This window comes from Undibacterium hunanense (assembly GCF_014284335.1).
Taxonomy (GTDB): Bacteria; Pseudomonadota; Gammaproteobacteria; order Burkholderiales; family Burkholderiaceae_D; genus Undibacterium; species Undibacterium hunanense.
The window spans coordinates 32,294-50,427 of record NZ_JACOGF010000016.1 but is presented as its reverse complement, the minus strand read 5'-3'; the positions used below and the strand labels follow the sequence as shown (position 1 = coordinate 50,427).

The following is an 18,134-nucleotide window of genomic DNA, read 5'->3' as shown; positions in this document are numbered from 1 at the left end:
GCCGCCTAATGAAAATTAAGGCGGCCTTTTGCTTCTCTGCATCTTGGTTATATCTTAGCTGCATCAAGATCTGTCTTGATGCAAGGTATGCAAGTTGACTTACATCCCCAAAGACTTCAACAGTTCAGCATTGTCATCTTCTGATGCAGCAGCCGGTGCTACTGCATCTGTTTTTTGACTGGATTGCTGCATGTCCAGCAAGGCATCCGGATCAGGCACTTCATGTGCATCAAAATCATGCAGCTTGATGAACTCTGTCCTGTCGATGGCCAGTTCCAGGTAAAAGATATTATTCTTTTCAGTGAAGAAGGACACGCGGCGCAGTTCTGGCCTGTCCAGCGGGGTATCCACACTCAGCATGACCTGCTTGGTCAGTACCAGCATCTTGGGCTGGTTCTGGGTGATATTGGTTTGTAGTTCACGACGTATCTTGCCGGTGAAATCACCGACGATCTGATTCATCAGTTCACCCAGAATATTGGCAACTTCATCCGAAGTGAAAGACGTGGCCAGCTCAGACTTGGGCATACCCATGTTGAGCATGTATTTTTCGTAAATCTCAAGCGCGGTATCGCCATCAAAGTTCAATACCACCAACCCTGAAAAACCACCATCAAACAGCACGAAGCAACCGATGTCCGGCTTCAGGCCTATCTTGGTGATGCGCTGCACCATGGCCGAATAATGTACCTTGCTTTGTGTCGCCACGTTCAACACCCGTATGACCGAGTTGCACAAACTGGTCAACAAGTCTTCCGTACCGTACACCACACCAGTTTCTTCCGAGGCCATGGCCAACTCCTAATTTTTTACACAACAATTTCAAAAATCACCTGCGACAAGCCACCAGCCTGTCGCTTCATTCCACTACGCCATCCCCTGTCCGGACAGATGGTGGTGCTGCATGCGCACGCCCGTGTTCATCAGAAACAGCAAGCCTGAACAAGACAACCCGGCTTAGCAGGTGAGCAACTTTATCTTTCCATACCGGGTCTTGCCGGGCATCAGCAGGCATGACGGCAGACACATCCCGCAAGCGCTTCACTTCCGCTTCCAGCGCAAGCACCCGCTGCACAGCGACGAGCGTTGCATCATGAACGGCGTGTTCTGCCTGCAAGCTATCCTCCTGCGCGTCGGTTAGCGATGTCAAATCGGTGATCAGCATGGTTTCATCCTTAGCGTGCCAGATATGCCGGCAAAATGAAACGGCACATCCCCCAGAGGGCAGGCGACGCTGCCCATAGGAATAATGCAAGAATACTGAAGCGTAGGGCCTCCGTCCACTTGTTTCATGCAGTCCGCACGATTTGTTTATTCGCCAGTACAGCAGGGATTATAGTACGTTGCCCCCATGCAACCAAGACAAAAGAGGAAGCATGTGCCCGTTGCAGCCATTGCCGCAACAGCTGATTTTGTTCTTTTAACAGCGGGAAATGACAGGGGCAAGCGAAGTTCCGTCGTACCGGAAACCCATATTTTGATATGGCCCGAAGGTAGCCCCATTGGCAGCCCCATTGGCAGGCATGACACGCAACCTGGCCGAACCGCACCCTTCTGCACGGCTGGCATGCAGCCTCAGCAAGCTTTGTCAGTCTAAGTGATCAAGCAAATTGCTCACACATATATCCAAATCAATACCAACAGCCTGCCCGCATTACTAGAACTCATTTCATAAATAGGAGTGAGTGCGAACAAGACGATTTGGGATGTAGTGCAAGGCGTGACGCGCAGCTAAGGCTGGTGCCTTAGCAAGCGGCACAACGCTGCAATACGCCCAAATCGTCAGTTCCCGAAGGGTTTGCCTCATAACGCGTGCTGGACTGCGTTGGACTCGTTGTCAATAGGCCCATTGCCAGCCCGCGTTATGAGGCAAACGCATCTCGCTCCTATTTATGAAATGAGTTCTAGCTACCTTTGGCGATTGACGGCACCAGAACAGCCGACACCATCTTGTCTTCATGCCTGGGTTGGGGCCACAAACCTGCCGGACGTTTCAGCATGATAGTCACCATGGCCAGACCTATCAGTAGCTGACGCAATATTTCAGGCTCGACCAGCACCTGACCAAACAAATACTGCTGCACCGGCAACACAATATAACGTAAAACCTCTGGCAACACGGCCAGTGTCACAGCGCCCAAAATAACACCGGGGATATGCCCTATGCCGCCAATAATCACCATCGACAATACCGTAATCGACTCATTGAGCGAGAACGATTCTGGCGACACAAAACCCTGGAAAGCCGCAAACATCGCCCCTGCCACACCGCCAAACGACGCCCCCATTGCAAATGCCAGCAGCTTGATATTGCGGGTGTTGATACCCATCGCCTGCGCGGCGGTTTCATCTTCGCGTATCGCCACAAAAGCACGCCCCAGGCGAGAATCATGCAAACGTATCGTGACAAAAATAATTGCCACGCATAATGCCAGAAACAGAAAGTAATACGCATTCACAGAAGGCATGGAAAAACCACCCACCTGCACCGTCGCATGCGATCCCACCTCACCACTGAGTGACACCCCGAACAGACGTACAGGGTCAATCGCAATGATGCCTTTTGGCCCATCGGTAATATTGACCGGGGCATTCAGGTTGATGATAAAGATACGCACAATTTCACCAAACCCCAGCGTCACCACAGCCAGATAATCACCACGCAGTTTTAAAGTAGGAGCACCCAGCAACACCCCCAGTGCGGCGGCCAGTGCAGCCGCCAGCGGGACAATCAGCCACACCGACAAATGTATGCCATGCGCAGCCACATCCGGCCCGCACAACCACAACAAGGCATTACCGACCAACGGGAAAGTGTTGATGAAAGATTCCAGCACATATACAAACTGCGGCGACGCCAGCAAGGCCGTCATATAAGCACCCATCGCATAAAAAGCGATATACCCCAGATCCAGCAGACCGGCAAAACCAACCACGATATTCAGGCCCAGTGCCAGCATCACATACAGCAAGGCAAAATCCATGATACGCACCCATGAATTGCCAAACTGCGCAGCAAAAAATGGAAAGGCAATGGCAAGGCCCAATAGCAACAAAGGAGAATAAGCCCGGACAAAACCAGCCTTTGCCGTGAAATAATGATTCATGGAAGGTCTACCCACCGTTGGCTACGTAGACCACCACAGGAAGATGCAAGAAACAAGATGGCAAACCTGGCTTTCATGGAAAAGTGCATGGTGACTTTCGCGCTTGATATTTCAGACTAGATAAATGCCATCCATCTTAACTATCAGACCAGACAGCCGCTACCATAATCTTGCTCAACCCATACCTGACAACCTTAATAGATAGCCATACGCTGACGTGACTGAGAAGGCGTCAATCCAAATAGCGACCGGAAACTGGACGTAAAATGGCTGTGACTGGCAAAGCCATTCGCATGCGCGATGGCGGCAAAGTCCAGCTCTGCCGACTGCATTGCCTCCAGCGCTTTGCCAAGACGTGTGCGTATCAGATAGCGGTGCACAGGCACACCCACCTGCTCCCGGAATACTCTGGCCAAATGAAAAGGCGACGTATGCGCATGGCGCGCCAGGCTGGTCAGCGTCCAGTCCTGATTGGCATGAAGAGAAATCAATTCCTTCACGGTTTCAACCTGCTGGCGCCGGCGCGCCATCGTCACTGACTGTTTGCCGCGATCAGAAAGACGACCACGCACACTGGCTGCCTGCAACGCCCCGGTCAGCATGGCGAGACTGATCTCTTCTACCGCCAGAGAGTCAACAACAGCCTGTCTTAAATGTCGCCATAACAGTTCACGATTCATCACGCTGGCAGGCGAAAGCAGACAATGCGGTGCAAGAGCAGACGAACCAAAATCCTCGCCAGCAACAGCCTCAACCAGCACGCTTGCCAACACCTCTTTCGGAAAATCCAGCACCAGGGATTCGTCCCCGACCTGATCAAGAAAACTGATGCGATACGGCCTGCCCGCACCCAGCAATATTCCGTGATTAGGGTTGGCAATAAAATGCTGCCTGGGCCCATCATGCTTGGCAAACACCCCCTTGATCGGCAACAAAATCAAATCCGCTGACTCGCACTCAATATTGCTCACCCCATCAGGCGATGGCCGCGCAATGCCATGGCGAATGGATAAAAGCTCGCTGTGAAAAACGGTATTGAGATCAAGTAGCATAGGCCATCACTATCAAAAATAATCCATTCACGATGACCAGATGCACCGCTCTACTCCCCACAATCAAGACATCGCCATTACACTAATAATCCATACATTAGCTTATTCTTTGCGCAATTAAATTTCTTAATTTTTGTGATGGCAGAAGGATATGCAACGCGCAAAAAGCAAAAGGCCGCATATAGCGGCCTTTTCATTTGGTGCATCTTTCAGCTTGTTAGCGTTCAGAGCACATATCCCAATCTGATAATGCTTGTATGTTATGTCAATATTATTGTAAAGTCAATGTATTAGTAAAATAACATGGAGCGGCACATGCTTGGAAAAATGATATATCGCCTGTCCTTAGACTTGGGATCAACTTCCTTGGGTTGGGCAATGATACGCCTGAACGCACAAAACTTGCCCTGCGCCATTATTAAAGCAGGAGTTCGAATATTTTCAAATGGCCGAAATCCGAAAGATGGTTCTTCACTCGCTGTAACTCGTAGAGAAGCGCGTGCAATGCGCAGACGGCGTGACCGACTGCTTAAACGTAAAGCACGAATGATGCGCTCATTGATTGAACATGGTTTTTTCCCTTCTGACGAGGAACAAAGAAAAGCATTGGAAACTCTGAACCCCTATCATTTGAGAGGTACCGGCCTGGATGAAGAACTGACACCCGGAGAGTTTGGCAGAGCTTTGTTCCACATCAATCAAAGGCGTGGCTTTAAAAGTAACCGTAAAACCGATAAAAAAGACAATGATAGCGGGGCATTAAAAACCGCTATTAGTAAACTACGTACTGCGATGGTCGAGGAAAATTGTCGAACCGTTGGCGAATGGCTGTACAAACGTGACGCGGCAGGGAAAACCGTCCGCGCCAGATATCGCGAAGCCAAAGTCACCAAAGACGATGGTAAGACACGTCTTGATAAGAGCTATGATCTTTACATAGACAGAGCAATGATAGAAGCAGAGTTTGATGCGCTTTGGAAAAAACAAGCCGAATTCAAACCTCACCTTTACACTGAAGCAGCATATCAAGATCTCAAAGACGTTCTGCTACATCAACGTCCACTCAAACCTGTCAAGCCTGGTCGTTGTACTTTTTTACCCGATGAAGAACGTGCACCTCTGGCACTGCCTAGCACACAAAGATTTCGCATCTATCAGGAAGTGAATAATTTGCGGATACTCAGGGAGTATATGCGCGAGGAAGCACTGACTTTGACACAAAGAGATGCACTGGTTAAGGCACTCGAAGAAAACAGCAAGCGAACATTTACCCAAATAAAGAACTTGCCTGGTATTGGCAACGTCAACTTCAATTTTGAGGACCCGAAACGCCAAGAACTCAAAGGAAATATTACGACAGTAAAAATGAGTTCCAATGAATGCTTTGGAAAGGACTGGTTTTCATTTAGCGAAGAAAAACAAGATGCTATCGTGCTGCAATTAATCACAGAAGAAAATCTTGCAAAGCTAATACGATGGTTGATTGAAGAAACTGGAATAGGCGAAGAGAGAGCCGAAAGCATAGCAAATACAGCTTTGCCGGAAGGGTATGGCAGCCTTTCAATAAAAGCACTGGCACGAATTCTCCCTGAACTAAGGCGTGATGTAGTCACTTATGACAAGGCGGTTATCGCTGCGGGTTTTGAACATCACAGCAATATTAGTCTCTCCGCGAGTGGCGAGATTTTTCCTGAACTGCCGTACTACGGCCAGGCTTTGCAACGCCACGTCGGATTTGGAACAGGAAAGGCGGACGACACCGATGAAAGACGATATGGCCGCATCGCCAACCCAACAGTACATATAGGATTAAATCAGATTCGTCTCGTCGTCAACGCACTCATAAAGCAATATGGTCATCCAAGAGAGGTCATAGTCGAAGTCGCCAGAGACCTTAAACAAAGTAAAGAGCAGCGTGACAATGAAAGCAAGCGTCAGGCGGAAAATCAAAAACGCAACAGTCAAATTAAAACTGAAATTGCCGGAATTTTGAACATAAGTGAAGAAAGAGTAAGGCACGCTGATATTCAGAAAATGATACTCTGGAAAGAACTTAGTTTCGACCCTGCCGATAGACATTGCCCCTATTCTGGAGCAAGAATCAATGCGCACACGTTACTTAGTGATGAAGTTGAAGTAGAGCACATCCTGCCATTTTCTTTGACACTGGATGATAGCCTCAACAACAAAACAGTAGCTATGAGACAAGCAAACAGACTCAAAGGAAATCGCACTCCATGGGATGCATTCGGGCAGAATCAGATCGCCGGATTTGAATATGACAACATACTTGGTAGAGCCGAGCAGATGCCTAAAGCAAAGCGCTATCGCTTTGCAAAAGATGGTTATGAGCGTTGGTTAAAAGACGATGCAGGTTTCCTTGCTCGCGCACTAAACGATACGAGGTACATGAGCAGAATAGCGCGTGAATACGTGCAATTAATTTGTCCGGATACACGCGTTATTCCAGGTCAGATGACAGCCATGCTAAGGAAAAAATTTGGCTTAAATAACGTCCTAGGCTTAAACGGAGAAAAGAACCGCAACGACCATCGGCACCATGCTGTAGATGCTTGTGTAATAGCAGTAACTGACCAAGGCCTGCTACAGCGCTTTGCACAGGCCAGCGCAAGTGCACGCGAACGACAACTTAATCGGCTGGTTGAGGACATGCCTTTGCCATGGCCTTCTTATTACGACCATGTTGTACGAGCTGTGAATAACATTTGGGTTAGCCACAAGCCCGATCACAGTCATGAAGGTGCTATGCACAATGACACAGCCTATTCACTGCTAAGCAACGGCAAAGTAAGCGTACATAAATTTATCGATGGGAAACGTACAAAAATCGAAGAAAGTCTGAAAGTCATTCCTTTTACCAGCGTAAAAGCATTGGACAGACACGGAGTACTAGAAAATGGAGAGCCCCGGCCTTATAAGGGATACAAGGGGGACAGTAACTATTGCATTGAGATTGTGCGAAATGAGAAAGGTAAATGGGAAAGTGAAGTAATTTCAACTTTTTTTGCTTATCAAATTGTCCGCTCCGGAGGAGTAAAGAAATTACGAAACCCAGAAATTAGCTTAAGTGGACAACCTTTAGTCATGCGACTAATGATTGACGACAATGTGATAATAGAAAATGGCAGCGGTAAACAAATTCTTCGCGTTGCCAAGCTGCAAGGCGATGGTAGGACATGGTTAATTGAACATAGAGAGGCAAACGTACGTAAGCGCGTGGACTCCGGTGAAATAAAATACTTGGGCGCACCAGCTAGCACACTTCGCAAACTCCATGCACGAAGAATTACCATTTCACCAATTGGTACTCTTCGTGACCCTGGATTCAAGGAGTAGTTACCATGATAGGCCGCATTGTAGAAATAGCTGACGACCGCAGACATTTATTTCTCTCTCGCGGCTTCATGGTGGTACAAGATACCGAAGGGCAACGCAAAGAACTAGGCCAGGTGCCTTTAGATGACATTGCTGCAGTAATTGCGAATGCACATGGTCTCAGTTATACCAATAATCTTTTAATCGCCCTGGCAGAACGCTGCGCACCTTTTGTCCTATGCGCAGCTAATCACAATGCTGCAGGCATGCTATTGCCAATAGAAGGCAACTACCAGCAGGCCAAGCGCTTTGATGCACAAATTGCGGCATCGCAACCCACCATTAAGCGATTGTGGGCGGACATCGTTAAATCCAAGTTACAGCAGCAAGCTGCTGCGCTAGAAGCGGCCAGTGCGCCTAGCATTCCACTTTCATCTCTCGTACGTAAAGTGCGCTCTGGTGACCCTGATAATTTTGAGGCGCAAGGTGCAAGGCGTTATTGGACTCTATTGTTTGGCGAAAGCTTCAGGCGCGACCAGCAAGGCGGCGGACTCAATGCCATGCTCAACTATGGCTATACCGTATTACGTGCCACCACGGCGCGTGCTGTGGTTTCTGCAGGGCTACACCCAACGCTTGGATTGCATCACAGTAATCAGGGCAACGCCATGCGCCTGGTTGATGACTTGATGGAACCTTTTCGCCCCATGGTGGATTTAAAAGTGTGGCAACTACAAAAACAGGGGGAAGACATGGTTACGCCAGAAACCAAACGTGCCTTGGTCCGCACCATGTACGATGATATGCAAACCAGTGCAGGCGTCACCCCCATCATTGTTTGCACTCAAAAATTGGCAACTTCCTTGGCCCAAATATTTATTGGCGAAAAAGAAAAACTTGATTTGCCGCTACCTGGCCTCCCTCTTAATCTGGCTTCGTCTTTGTTAGACGAGTAATATGTCATGCTTAGCGGGTATCGCATCATGTGGATGATAGTGATGTTTGATTTACCGGTCATAGAGAAAGCCGAGCGCAAAGCTGCTACGGAGTTTCGCAACTCATTGCTGGACATGGGTTTTGAGATGTCGCAGTTTTCAGTTTATATGCGCTTTTGTACTAGCCAAACGCAAGTTGAGACCTATTGCAGGCGCGTTGAACAAAAACTGCCTAGCGGCGGCAAGGTAAATATCCTACAATTTACTGATAAACAGTACGAACGTATCATCACTTTCCGCGGAAAAGCCAAGCAAGCAGCTCCAAAAATACCGGATCAGTTCGATTTATTTTGATGAATTTAGCCATTTTTCTTGCGTCAAAAAACAATAAACCCCTGAATAATCAGGGGTTTATTGCATTTCTAGTCTAACAGATTGGGATATGTGCTCTGACCGGAACTGCTGGACGGTTGAGCGCACCGATGGTAAAAGTCTAACAGATTGGGATATGTGCTCTGACCGGAACGGCGCGAGGACGGCAGGCAACGCCGCCAGCAGTCTAACAGATTGGGATATGTGCTCTGACCGGAACATAAGAAGGTTTCTCTTGGGATGACGAACAAGTCTAACAGATTGGGATATGTGCTCTGACCGGAACAAAATACGGCAGCGCTCGCCATCTTGGCTCAGTCTAACAGATTGGGATATGTGCTCTGACCGGAACTTATGCACTATCCCAGGATGTGGCAAGTGCAGTCTAACAGATTGGGATATGTGCTCTGACCGGAACTACAGAATTTGCAACGGCTTTGCCGCCGTCAGTCTAACAGATTGGGATATGTGCTCTGACCGGAACTTGACCAGCGGCGGCAACTACTACAACTGGAGTCTAACAGATTGGGATATGTGCTCTGACCGGAACTTGCTCAAACCATTTACGCGCTTCCGGCTCAGTCTAACAGATTGGGATATGTGCTCTGACCGGAACCCTGTGGATTAACTACAGACAGAGTACTGAAGTCTAACAGATTGGGATATGTGCTCTGACCGGAACCGACTAACCCCGGTACTGTTAAAAGGAAAAAGTCTAACAGATTGGGATATGTGCTCTGACCGGAACGTAGGTGTTGCTGTTATCCACCCTATCACTAGTCTAACAGATTGGGATATGTGCTCTGACCGGAACCAAACTGAGCGTGTTGCGCATCGACCTGGCAGTCTAACAGATTGGGATATGTGCTCTGACCGGAACTATGTCGATGTCGATCGCGCAGCCTGGTTGAGTCTAACAGATTGGGATATGTGCTCTGACCGGAACTTTTGCTCGCCATTCTCGTTTACGCTTGTTAGTCTAACAGATTGGGATATGTGCTCTGACCGGAACGCAAAGTTTCAGTGGCATCGGTCGCTTCGAAGTCTAACAGATTGGGATATGTGCTCTGACCGGAACACTTCCATAACTGACTGATGTCATGCCGGGAGTCTAACAGATTGGGATATGTGCTCTGACCGGAACTGCGTCATTGGCCTTGTTGATTTCTTGCTGAGTCTAACAGATTGGGATATGTGCTCTGACCGGAACCCATCTTCATGCCGCGTCACGCAAGCCGATAGTCTAACAGATTGGGATATGTGCTCTGACCGGAACATTTTAGCGCTGGCGGCGTGCCTGGAAGGCAGTCTAACAGATTGGGATATGTGCTCTGACCGGAACACAGCGCGCTGTGCGCTTCGTCTTTCGTCAAGTCTAACAGATTGGGATATGTGCTCTGACCGGAACCTGACTATGATGCTGGCGTCATCTGTTCAGAGTCTAACAGATTGGGATATGTGCTCTGACCGGAACGGTAACGTGCGGCTTGTCCATGACTGTCCGAGTCTAACAGATTGGGATATGTGCTCTGACCGGAACTTACATACATGCCTTTGAGAAAAAACGAAAAGTCTAACAGATTGGGATATGTGCTCTGACCGGAACCCACCACCTGCATATAAGCTAGCGCCTGGTAGTCTAACAGATTGGGATATGTGCTCTGACCGGAACGCATTCATAGCATTAATCAAAGCCTCAAAGAGTCTAACAGATTGGGATATGTGCTCTGACCGGAACTGTAAAACTTGAGTTCATAAAACAACGTAGAGTCTAACAGATTGGGATATGTGCTCTGACCGGAACGGGCGGTATGCACAACGATGCCATTCACGTAGTCTAACAGATTGGGATATGTGCTCTGACCGGAACGTACAGTCAAAACTACCGCCAGGCTGACCAAGTCTAACAGATTGGGATATGTGCTCTGACCGGAACATTGAAGACCAATGAGTGATTTGCATACAAAGTCTAACAGATTGGGATATGTGCTCTGACCGGAACTTTCAGCTTTAGCGGCCTTCCTGGCTGGTAAGTCTAACAGATTGGGATATGTGCTCTGACCGGAACGAGTTCAAAAGCATTAAGGAGACACGTGAGAGTCTAACAGATTGGGATATGTGCTCTGACCGGAACGGCGCGATGGTGCTCATGCAAAATTAGACGAGTCTAACAGATTGGGATATGTGCTCTGACCGGAACGTTGGCAGAGCAATCGCTGCTAATGGCACGAGTCTAACAGATTGGGATATGTGCTCTGACCGGAACTTTATTACGTGCTATTTATACAGTCAAACAGTCTAACAGATTGGGATATGTGCTCTGACCGGAACCTTCGCAGACCGCAAACAAAGCGCTGGATTAGTCTAACAGATTGGGATATGTGCTCTGACCGGAACTGGCTTCAGCCAGGGTGATTGGCTCTTCGGAGTCTAACAGATTGGGATATGTGCTCTGACCGGAACAGAACCGTTCTCCAGGCCCATGCCGCTGATAGTCTAACAGATTGGGATATGTGCTCTGACCGGAACTTCATTCCGCCTCAGTCCCCGGTCGTCGGCAGTCTAACAGATTGGGATATGTGCTCTGACCGGAACTTATTCAATGCGCTTGTGGCCGGGATCAAGAGTCTAACAGATTGGGATATGTGCTCTGACCGGAACTGTGGTGAAGAGACATTGACCGTGAACTCCAGTCTAACAGATTGGGATATGTGCTCTGACCGGAACTGGCGCATTGGGTTTCATAGCTTTCTACTTAGTCTAACAGATTGGGATATGTGCTCTGACCGGAACCTGAGTGGTGTTGGATTGATTTGGTTTTTTAGTCTAACAGATTGGGATATGTGCTCTGACCGGAACCATGCTGAAGGGTTCTCACAACGTGGTGCTAGTCTAACAGATTGGGATATGTGCTCTGACCGGAACATGCCGGGCTGGTTTGATGTGGTCGCACCAAGTCTAACAGATTGGGATATGTGCTCTGACCGGAACGGTATTGGTATTGGCCCCACCACGCCCTATAGTCTAACAGATTGGGATATGTGCTCTGACCGGAACGCACTTCATTCAACACGATGCCGCGTGCTGAGTCTAACAGATTGGGATATGTGCTCTGACCGGAACGCGACAGCCAAACGGGTGCCACAGCAGCGAAGTCTAACAGATTGGGATATGTGCTCTGACCGGAACGATAGTGTCTGGCGTGTAGCAGTCAGCAAGAGTCTAACAGATTGGGATATGTGCTCTGACCGGAACCTGATTATGGAACATATCGCGCAGATTATTAGTCTAACAGATTGGGATATGTGCTCTGACCGGAACGCCAGCGCCACGACGTCATTGAGTACATAGAGTCTAACAGATTGGGATATGTGCTCTGACCGGAACGCCAGGTGACGTGGTGCTGTTCCGGTTTGGAGTCTAACAGATTGGGATATGTGCTCTGACCGGAACTGGTTCTTTTTCCATCAGCGCGCGGGCAGCAGTCTAACAGATTGGGATATGTGCTCTGACCGGAACGGTACAGCTACCCAGTAATCGCGGAACCGGAGTCTAACAGATTGGGATATGTGCTCTGACCGGAACCGCAAGATTGAATTCAGCATCAGACTTAGCAGTCTAACAGATTGGGATATGTGCTCTGACCGGAACCATACGGGGTGTATGGGAAGTCAATGGCGAAGTCTAACAGATTGGGATATGTGCTCTGACCGGAACGTGCCAGGCTATGAGCGTGAATACTCAGCCAGTCTAACAGATTGGGATATGTGCTCTGACCGGAACGCAACAGCCGCATTCGCGCCAATCTCACTAAGTCTAACAGATTGGGATATGTGCTCTGACCGGAACGAACCAATGTCTTACGTTTGCGTTTCGGTAAGTCTAACAGATTGGGATATGTGCTCTGACCGGAACGTATCAGCAGCAATACCAACAGGCATCATAAGTCTAACAGATTGGGATATGTGCTCTGACCGGAACGCATCGTACGGCGGTGCCGGTTCAGTGTCGAGTCTAACAGATTGGGATATGTGCTCTGACCGGAACACCGGTTTTGGTGAGCATGCGCAAATGGAAGTCTAACAGATTGGGATATGTGCTCTGACCGGAACTTCAGGTCGTTATTCAGTGCACGCGCTTTGTAGTCTAACAGATTGGGATATGTGCTCTGACCGGAACAGGACAGCCTATCTTTTGATCTGTGGTTAAAGTCTAACAGATTGGGATATGTGCTCTGACCGGAACTGACGCCTTCCATACCTACCGCCAGCCAGTAGTCTAACAGATTGGGATATGTGCTCTGACCGGAACGAAGAACTGCAACGCCTTGGCGTGCCAGCTAGTCTAACAGATTGGGATATGTGCTCTGACCGGAACAGGTACAAGAATCGAATGTTTGTCTTGCACAGTCTAACAGATTGGGATATGTGCTCTGACCGGAACGCGCCGGTCGTCACACCCAATAAATACCAGAGTCTAACAGATTGGGATATGTGCTCTGACCGGAACTACGAGCGTCAGAATCATTCATTTGACGTTAGTCTAACAGATTGGGATATGTGCTCTGACCGGAACGCATCTTCTGAGATACGCCTGTAGAGGCTGAGTCTAACAGATTGGGATATGTGCTCTGACCGGAACGCAAGCGATCAAACAGTTGCGCACCCAGTTAGTCTAACAGATTGGGATATGTGCTCTGACCGGAACTCAGCTGAAGTATTGGCCATGTTTGATAAAAGTCTAACAGATTGGGATATGTGCTCTGACCGGAACAGCAAACCGGACTCAATACCATCATCAATTAGTCTAACAGATTGGGATATGTGCTCTGACCGGAACTCAATCAGACCAGCGCCGCAGCCGCATTCGAGTCTAACAGATTGGGATATGTGCTCTGACCGGAACATGCCGTCGGCACATGGATGATGATGCAATAGTCTAACAGATTGGGATATGTGCTCTGACCGGAACCAAGAGGCAAGCGTACCATTGGTCGTGAGGAGTCTAACAGATTGGGATATGTGCTCTGACCGGAACAGCAACATCACGCTTGCGACGGCTTCCTCAAGTCTAACAGATTGGGATATGTGCTCTGACCGGAACAGTTGTAGAACAGTTGCCTGATGCTTTTCGAGTCTAACAGATTGGGATATGTGCTCTGACCGGAACGTAATAGCCATTGCCTGCCGGATCGCCTCGAGTCTAACAGATTGGGATATGTGCTCTGACCGGAACCTCCGCGCATCACCAATGCGCCGATATTCGAGTCTAACAGATTGGGATATGTGCTCTGACCGGAACTATCGTAACCTTCACTGAAGCTTGTTTTGTAGTCTAACAGATTGGGATATGTGCTCTGACCGGAACCAGAACAGTACACGAAGCCCAGGCCCACCTAGTCTAACAGATTGGGATATGTGCTCTGACCGGAACATCGTTCGCCATGCCCAATAAATCGCAGGAAGTCTAACAGATTGGGATATGTGCTCTGACCGGCCCCCCCGGTCCATTCCCCAATCGAAGCCGAAGTCTAACAGATTGGGATATGTGCTCTGACCGGAACGTGGCACGACCCCATAGTATCGGGCTGCGTAGTCTAACAGATTGGGATATGTGCTCTGACCGGAACGTAAATCGCTGGCTGGTGATCGATGCCACCAGTCTAACAGATTGGGATAGCGCTGCTCATTCCTTCAATCAAACTGCATCACCGCTGCGCTCACCCTCAGGTTTTTCCTTACCTTGGGGCGAGCGTTACCCATCCTCTACATGCGCAGAGAGAAAACTTGAACTATTACAAAAAACCGCTTGCTTTAAGGTCAATTCAGTCAATCCCGTCAGAGATTCACAACCCCAATTGCCCAAGAATTTGCTGCGCTGCTTTAATCCGCACTGCACTCGGATAATTCTTGTTAGCCAGGATAACAATCCCCATTTTCTTTTCAGGCACAAAGGCGATGTATGCGCCGAATCCGTTGGTGGCGCCGGTCTTGTGGATGAATACATTTTTGCCTGGAATCATTGGAGGTGTAATTTTTGTGACGGGTGTGGCGTCGCGGGCCATGTGGTCTGTGGAGCCTTCGATGACTGCGGCGATATCTGTCGGATAGGGGTATAGCTCCCATACCAGGCTTTGGGTCATGCCGCCGGCTTTGAAATAGCCGGTGTGGGTGTTTTTCAGGGCGAGTGTGAATTCTGGTGTCAGTTTCATTTCGCCGATATTTGCCTTGATAAATTGCACTAGGTCGCTGGCGGTAGTTTTGACGCCGTAGGCTTCTGCGGACAGCACATCTTCCTTCAGGCGGACTGGGGTGTCATCCTGTTTGTAGCCCTGCGCATAGTCTGCCCGTTTGCTGTCTGGTACGACGATATAGCTATTTTTCATATCCAAGGCGGGGAAGATTTGCTCTTGCATGATGGTCACGGTTGGCTGTTGCAGGCTCTGTGCGGCAATAACGCCGAGCAGACCTATGCTGACATTGCTATAGGTGCGGTACTGGCCCTGAGGATGGTCCGGTTTCCAGTTTTTTAAATAGGTGATCAGTTGTTCGTTATTCGATACGTCATCCGGCACCTGTTGCGGCAGGCCGCCTGTGGTGTGTGTGCCGAGGCTCAGCAGGGTGGTTTCGCCAAAGCTGCTGCCTTTCAGGCTGGGAAGATGGTCGGCAACTGTGTCGGTCAGTGCGAGCTTGCCCCTGCCCTGTGCCAGCGTGGTCATGGTTGCGATAAAGGTTTTGCTGATGGAGCCTATCTCAAACAGGGTGGTATCGGTGACGGGCGTGCCGTCTGATCTGGATGCCAAGCCATAGTTGAATACGTATTGCTTGCCATCGACAAAGATACCGACGGTCATGCCGGGGACTGCATGTGCTTTCATGACTGGAAGTATGGCTTCATCTGTGACGTGCTTGATGGCGTCAGCTTTCGTATCCACGTCGGCACTCATGGCTGTAATGGTAAGCATGGAGCCAATGGCAAGGATGCTGATTCTTAAAAATTGCAGTGCTATGGATTTCATTTTATTTTCCTTAAATTTTGCAGAGATGGTATTTAAAAGCTGCTCTGTTTTGGTTCTGTTTTGATGTAGGGCTGTATTTGATCAGGTCACAACCGCAATTCCCACACCACACGCCAGGTGCGTGCGGATTGTTCGCGTCCGGCGTCTGTCCAGCGTTCTGTATTTTCAGTGTAGTCACCGCTGGCCAGGCGGTCTTGCTGCAAGACATTGGTGACTGAAAAGCGCCACTGGCTTTGTTTGCTTTGTTTCCAGCTCAGATAAATATCCAGGTTGCGTTTGGGGCCGGTGTGGGTGCTGATGTTGTCGGATTCGCGTATCTGGTCTGCCGCCTGAAAACTGAAATCTGCACCGGTGCGCCAGGCAGGGTTGATCTGGTAGTCAGCCCCGGTGCTGATCAACAGGCCGGTCTGATGTGCCAGGCGATTGTTTGGCCCCGGCACCTGATCCACGCTTGACCAGTTACGGTTGAGATTGGCGCGCAGTTCTACTGGCGGCAAAGTGGGCGACAATTCCTGCAGCTTGGTTTTGATTTCAACTTCCAGCCCTATGACTTTGGCACCTCCGCTGTTACTCATGCTTGTGAGCCAGGTCGTGCCATTTTTCGTCAGCCGTTCCAGCATCACGTCTTGTATGCGGCGCCAGTAGGTGTTGACGCTAATGAGGCTGGATTCGGTCAAGTAATGTTCATAGGCCACATCCAGGCCCCAGGCACGTTCTGGCCGTAGTTGGGGATTACCCTGAAAGTCTGCGTTCAGGGGTGTATTGTTGTTGTCGATGCGAAAGCGACGCGGTATCAGGTTGAAAACGGTGGGCAGTTTGAAGCTGCGGTTCAGGGCAAAGCGCCATTGTCGTTTTGCATCCAGTTTCCACACGCTTTGCAGTATGGGGCTAAGCATGGTGGACCGATTTGAGAAATCAAATTCACCTGCCTCGCGACTATTGCTGGTGATGCGTTCCCAGCGCAAACCCAGATAGGCAGACCAGGCGGTATTGATGGTCCATTCGTCCTGTATGTAGGCAGCCAGTTTGACCAGGCTTGCCTGGTAGTGATGGCTGTCTGGCGTTATGTCGCCGGTTGCGATATTGATGTCGGCTTCATCGCGGCCTTCGGTGCGGGCGCTGCGACTGCTGTCCCATCCCAGGCTGAGTACATGGTTTTCTGAATACGGTGCCAGGTATTTTCCGCTGAAGCGGTATTCGTTTTCATTGGCGTCGCCGGTCACATAGCGATGTGTGGTCTGTACGCCTTTGCTGTCGTTGCCCCAGAATTGAAATTTGGCGTCGCGGTCAAAATGGTTCCAGCCCCAGTTGATGTTTAATTTGGCGCTGTCGGCCAGGCGATGTTCCCAGTTGAGGTCATTGCGGCTGGTAAGGATATGGGCAGCCCAGATGCTGCGGTTGTCAGGAAAATCTGTGCTGCTGCCCTCCAGGGTGGTTTCTTTTTCATGCTTGGCGTTTTCTGGCCTGGCATAGTTCAGGTACGCTTGCCAGTTGAGGCTGTTCTGGGCATCGATTTTCCAGTTCAGGCGCGGTGTCAGGCTGATGGCGTCGCGGCGGTTTTGCTGTGTTTGTTGCAGTTGCCTGTCTGCCAGCGTTTGCCACTGTCCTGCTTTGGACAGTGTGTACTGGCCTTCGCGCAGTATGCCATTCACATCGTTGGTATTGCTTTCGATGCTGCCGGCAAATACGTAATTGATGTCTGCCTGGTTTGCAATGTCGACAGGCAGATGGTCAGCAATACTCCACGACGCATTGCCAGACAAGCGCCCGGATTGCAGGCCGGCGCTGGATTTGATTTCTGTCGATTGATTGCCGCTTTTTTTCTTGAGTACGATGTTGATGGTGCCGGCGATACTTTGGGCACTGACATCGGCACCGGCCACGCGCATGACTTCGATTTTTTCTATCAGGTCAGGGGCGATGCTGTCGATGGTGAAACCATTCGGCGTGGCCTGGCCGTTCAGCAGAATCTGGGTATAGCCATTGCCCAGACCACGCATACGGATTTCTGCGCCCTTGCCTTTGCTTTCGGTGACGCTGATGCCGGGCAGGCGTTTCAACACTTCACTGAGATTGGTATCGCCATATTTATCGATCTCTTCACGGCCATAGGTGCTGCGCAGGCCGATGTCGTCCTGGCGTTCACGCACTTGCTGGGGCTTGGCGGTGATTTCAACTTGCTGGCCAGTTGGAGTAACTGCCTGGGCCAGCGCCTGTCTGCCAGCAAACAGGGACAGCGCTGCCAATGCCATGCGCGACAAAGGGAATCTTGCTAATCGCAACAACATGATGTGTTCTTTCATAAAATTCGTTA

Annotated in this window: 9 protein-coding genes and 1 CRISPR repeat array; of the genes, 3 read left to right on the top strand and 6 right to left on the bottom strand. The window is 49.5% G+C overall.

Annotated features, from left to right (window positions below; translation table 11 throughout):
* Positions 1-99 precede the first annotated feature (99 nt).
* From H8L32_RS23560 to H8L32_RS23545, 4 genes are all read right to left on the bottom strand, one after another.
* Positions 100-792 carry a DUF3334 family protein gene (locus H8L32_RS23560; protein ID WP_186950020.1) on the bottom strand — a complete coding sequence of 231 codons (693 nt, stop codon included), beginning with the start codon at positions 790-792 and terminating at the stop codon, positions 100-102.
* Positions 793-859: 67 nt separating this feature from the next.
* A complete protein-coding gene (locus tag H8L32_RS23555; protein ID WP_186950018.1) occupies positions 860-1,165 on the bottom strand; it encodes a hypothetical protein in 306 nt (101 codons plus the stop codon).
* Between the two features lie 739 nt (positions 1,166-1,904).
* Positions 1,905-3,107: an ABC transporter permease subunit gene (locus H8L32_RS23550; RefSeq protein ID WP_186950016.1), complete on the bottom strand. Its 1,203-nt coding sequence runs from the start codon at positions 3,105-3,107 to the stop codon at positions 1,905-1,907.
* A gap of 194 nt (positions 3,108-3,301) precedes the next feature.
* Positions 3,302-4,159, bottom strand: coding sequence for a helix-turn-helix transcriptional regulator (locus H8L32_RS23545; RefSeq protein ID WP_186950014.1), 858 nt, complete (start codon positions 4,157-4,159; stop codon positions 3,302-3,304).
* 315 nt (positions 4,160-4,474) lie between these two features.
* Here H8L32_RS23545 and cas9 point away from each other — a divergent pair, with 315 nt between their 5' ends.
* Genes cas9 through cas2 form a run of 3 tightly spaced genes read left to right on the top strand, consistent with a single transcriptional unit; the run spans position 4,475 to position 8,784 of the window.
* On the top strand, positions 4,475-7,516 hold the full coding sequence (cas9, locus tag H8L32_RS23540) for a type II CRISPR RNA-guided endonuclease Cas9 (RefSeq protein ID WP_186950012.1): 3,042 nt from the start codon (positions 4,475-4,477) through the stop codon (positions 7,514-7,516).
* Between the two features lie 5 nt (positions 7,517-7,521).
* Positions 7,522-8,451: a type II CRISPR-associated endonuclease Cas1 gene (gene cas1, locus H8L32_RS23535; RefSeq protein ID WP_186950010.1), complete on the top strand. Its 930-nt coding sequence runs from the start codon at positions 7,522-7,524 to the stop codon at positions 8,449-8,451.
* Between the two features lie 6 nt (positions 8,452-8,457).
* On the top strand, positions 8,458-8,784 hold the full coding sequence (gene cas2, locus H8L32_RS23530; RefSeq protein ID WP_186950008.1) for a CRISPR-associated endonuclease Cas2: 327 nt from the start codon (positions 8,458-8,460) through the stop codon (positions 8,782-8,784).
* 70 nt (positions 8,785-8,854) lie between these two features.
* A CRISPR array of direct repeats spans positions 8,855-14,431; the repeat unit is 36 nt; unit sequence AGTCTAACAGATTGGGATATGTGCTCTGACCGGAAC.
* 216 nt (positions 14,432-14,647) lie between these two features.
* Here cas2 and ampC read toward each other — a convergent pair.
* Both ampC and H8L32_RS23520 read right to left on the bottom strand, forming a co-directional pair.
* Positions 14,648-15,820 (bottom strand): class C beta-lactamase, encoded by a 1,173-nt coding sequence (ampC, locus tag H8L32_RS23525; RefSeq protein ID WP_186950006.1) that lies wholly within the window; start codon positions 15,818-15,820, stop codon positions 14,648-14,650.
* 86 nt (positions 15,821-15,906) lie between these two features.
* On the bottom strand, positions 15,907-18,108 hold the full coding sequence (locus tag H8L32_RS23520; RefSeq protein ID WP_186950004.1) for a TonB-dependent receptor plug domain-containing protein: 2,202 nt from the start codon (positions 18,106-18,108) through the stop codon (positions 15,907-15,909).
* Positions 18,109-18,134: the final 26 nt, after the last annotated feature.

Bases quoted from the DNA above. Each gene is read 5' to 3' on its own strand.
- H8L32_RS23560 (WP_186950020.1), bottom strand. From the start codon at position 792: ATGGCCTCGGAAGAAACTGGTGTGGTGTACGGTACGGAAGACTTGTTG.
- H8L32_RS23555 (WP_186950018.1), bottom strand. From the start codon at position 1,165: ATGCTGATCACCGATTTGACATCGCTAACCGACGCGCAGGAGGATAGC.
- H8L32_RS23550 (WP_186950016.1), bottom strand. From the start codon at position 3,107: ATGAATCATTATTTCACGGCAAAGGCTGGTTTTGTCCGGGCTTATTCT.
- H8L32_RS23545 (WP_186950014.1), bottom strand. From the start codon at position 4,159: ATGCTACTTGATCTCAATACCGTTTTTCACAGCGAGCTTTTATCCATT.
- cas9 (WP_186950012.1), top strand. From the start codon at position 4,475: ATGCTTGGAAAAATGATATATCGCCTGTCCTTAGACTTGGGATCAACT.
- cas1 (WP_186950010.1), top strand. From the start codon at position 7,522: ATGATAGGCCGCATTGTAGAAATAGCTGACGACCGCAGACATTTATTT.
- cas2 (WP_186950008.1), top strand. From the start codon at position 8,458: ATGCTTAGCGGGTATCGCATCATGTGGATGATAGTGATGTTTGATTTA.
- ampC (WP_186950006.1), bottom strand. From the start codon at position 15,820: ATGAAATCCATAGCACTGCAATTTTTAAGAATCAGCATCCTTGCCATT.
- H8L32_RS23520 (WP_186950004.1), bottom strand. From the start codon at position 18,108: ATGTTGTTGCGATTAGCAAGATTCCCTTTGTCGCGCATGGCATTGGCA.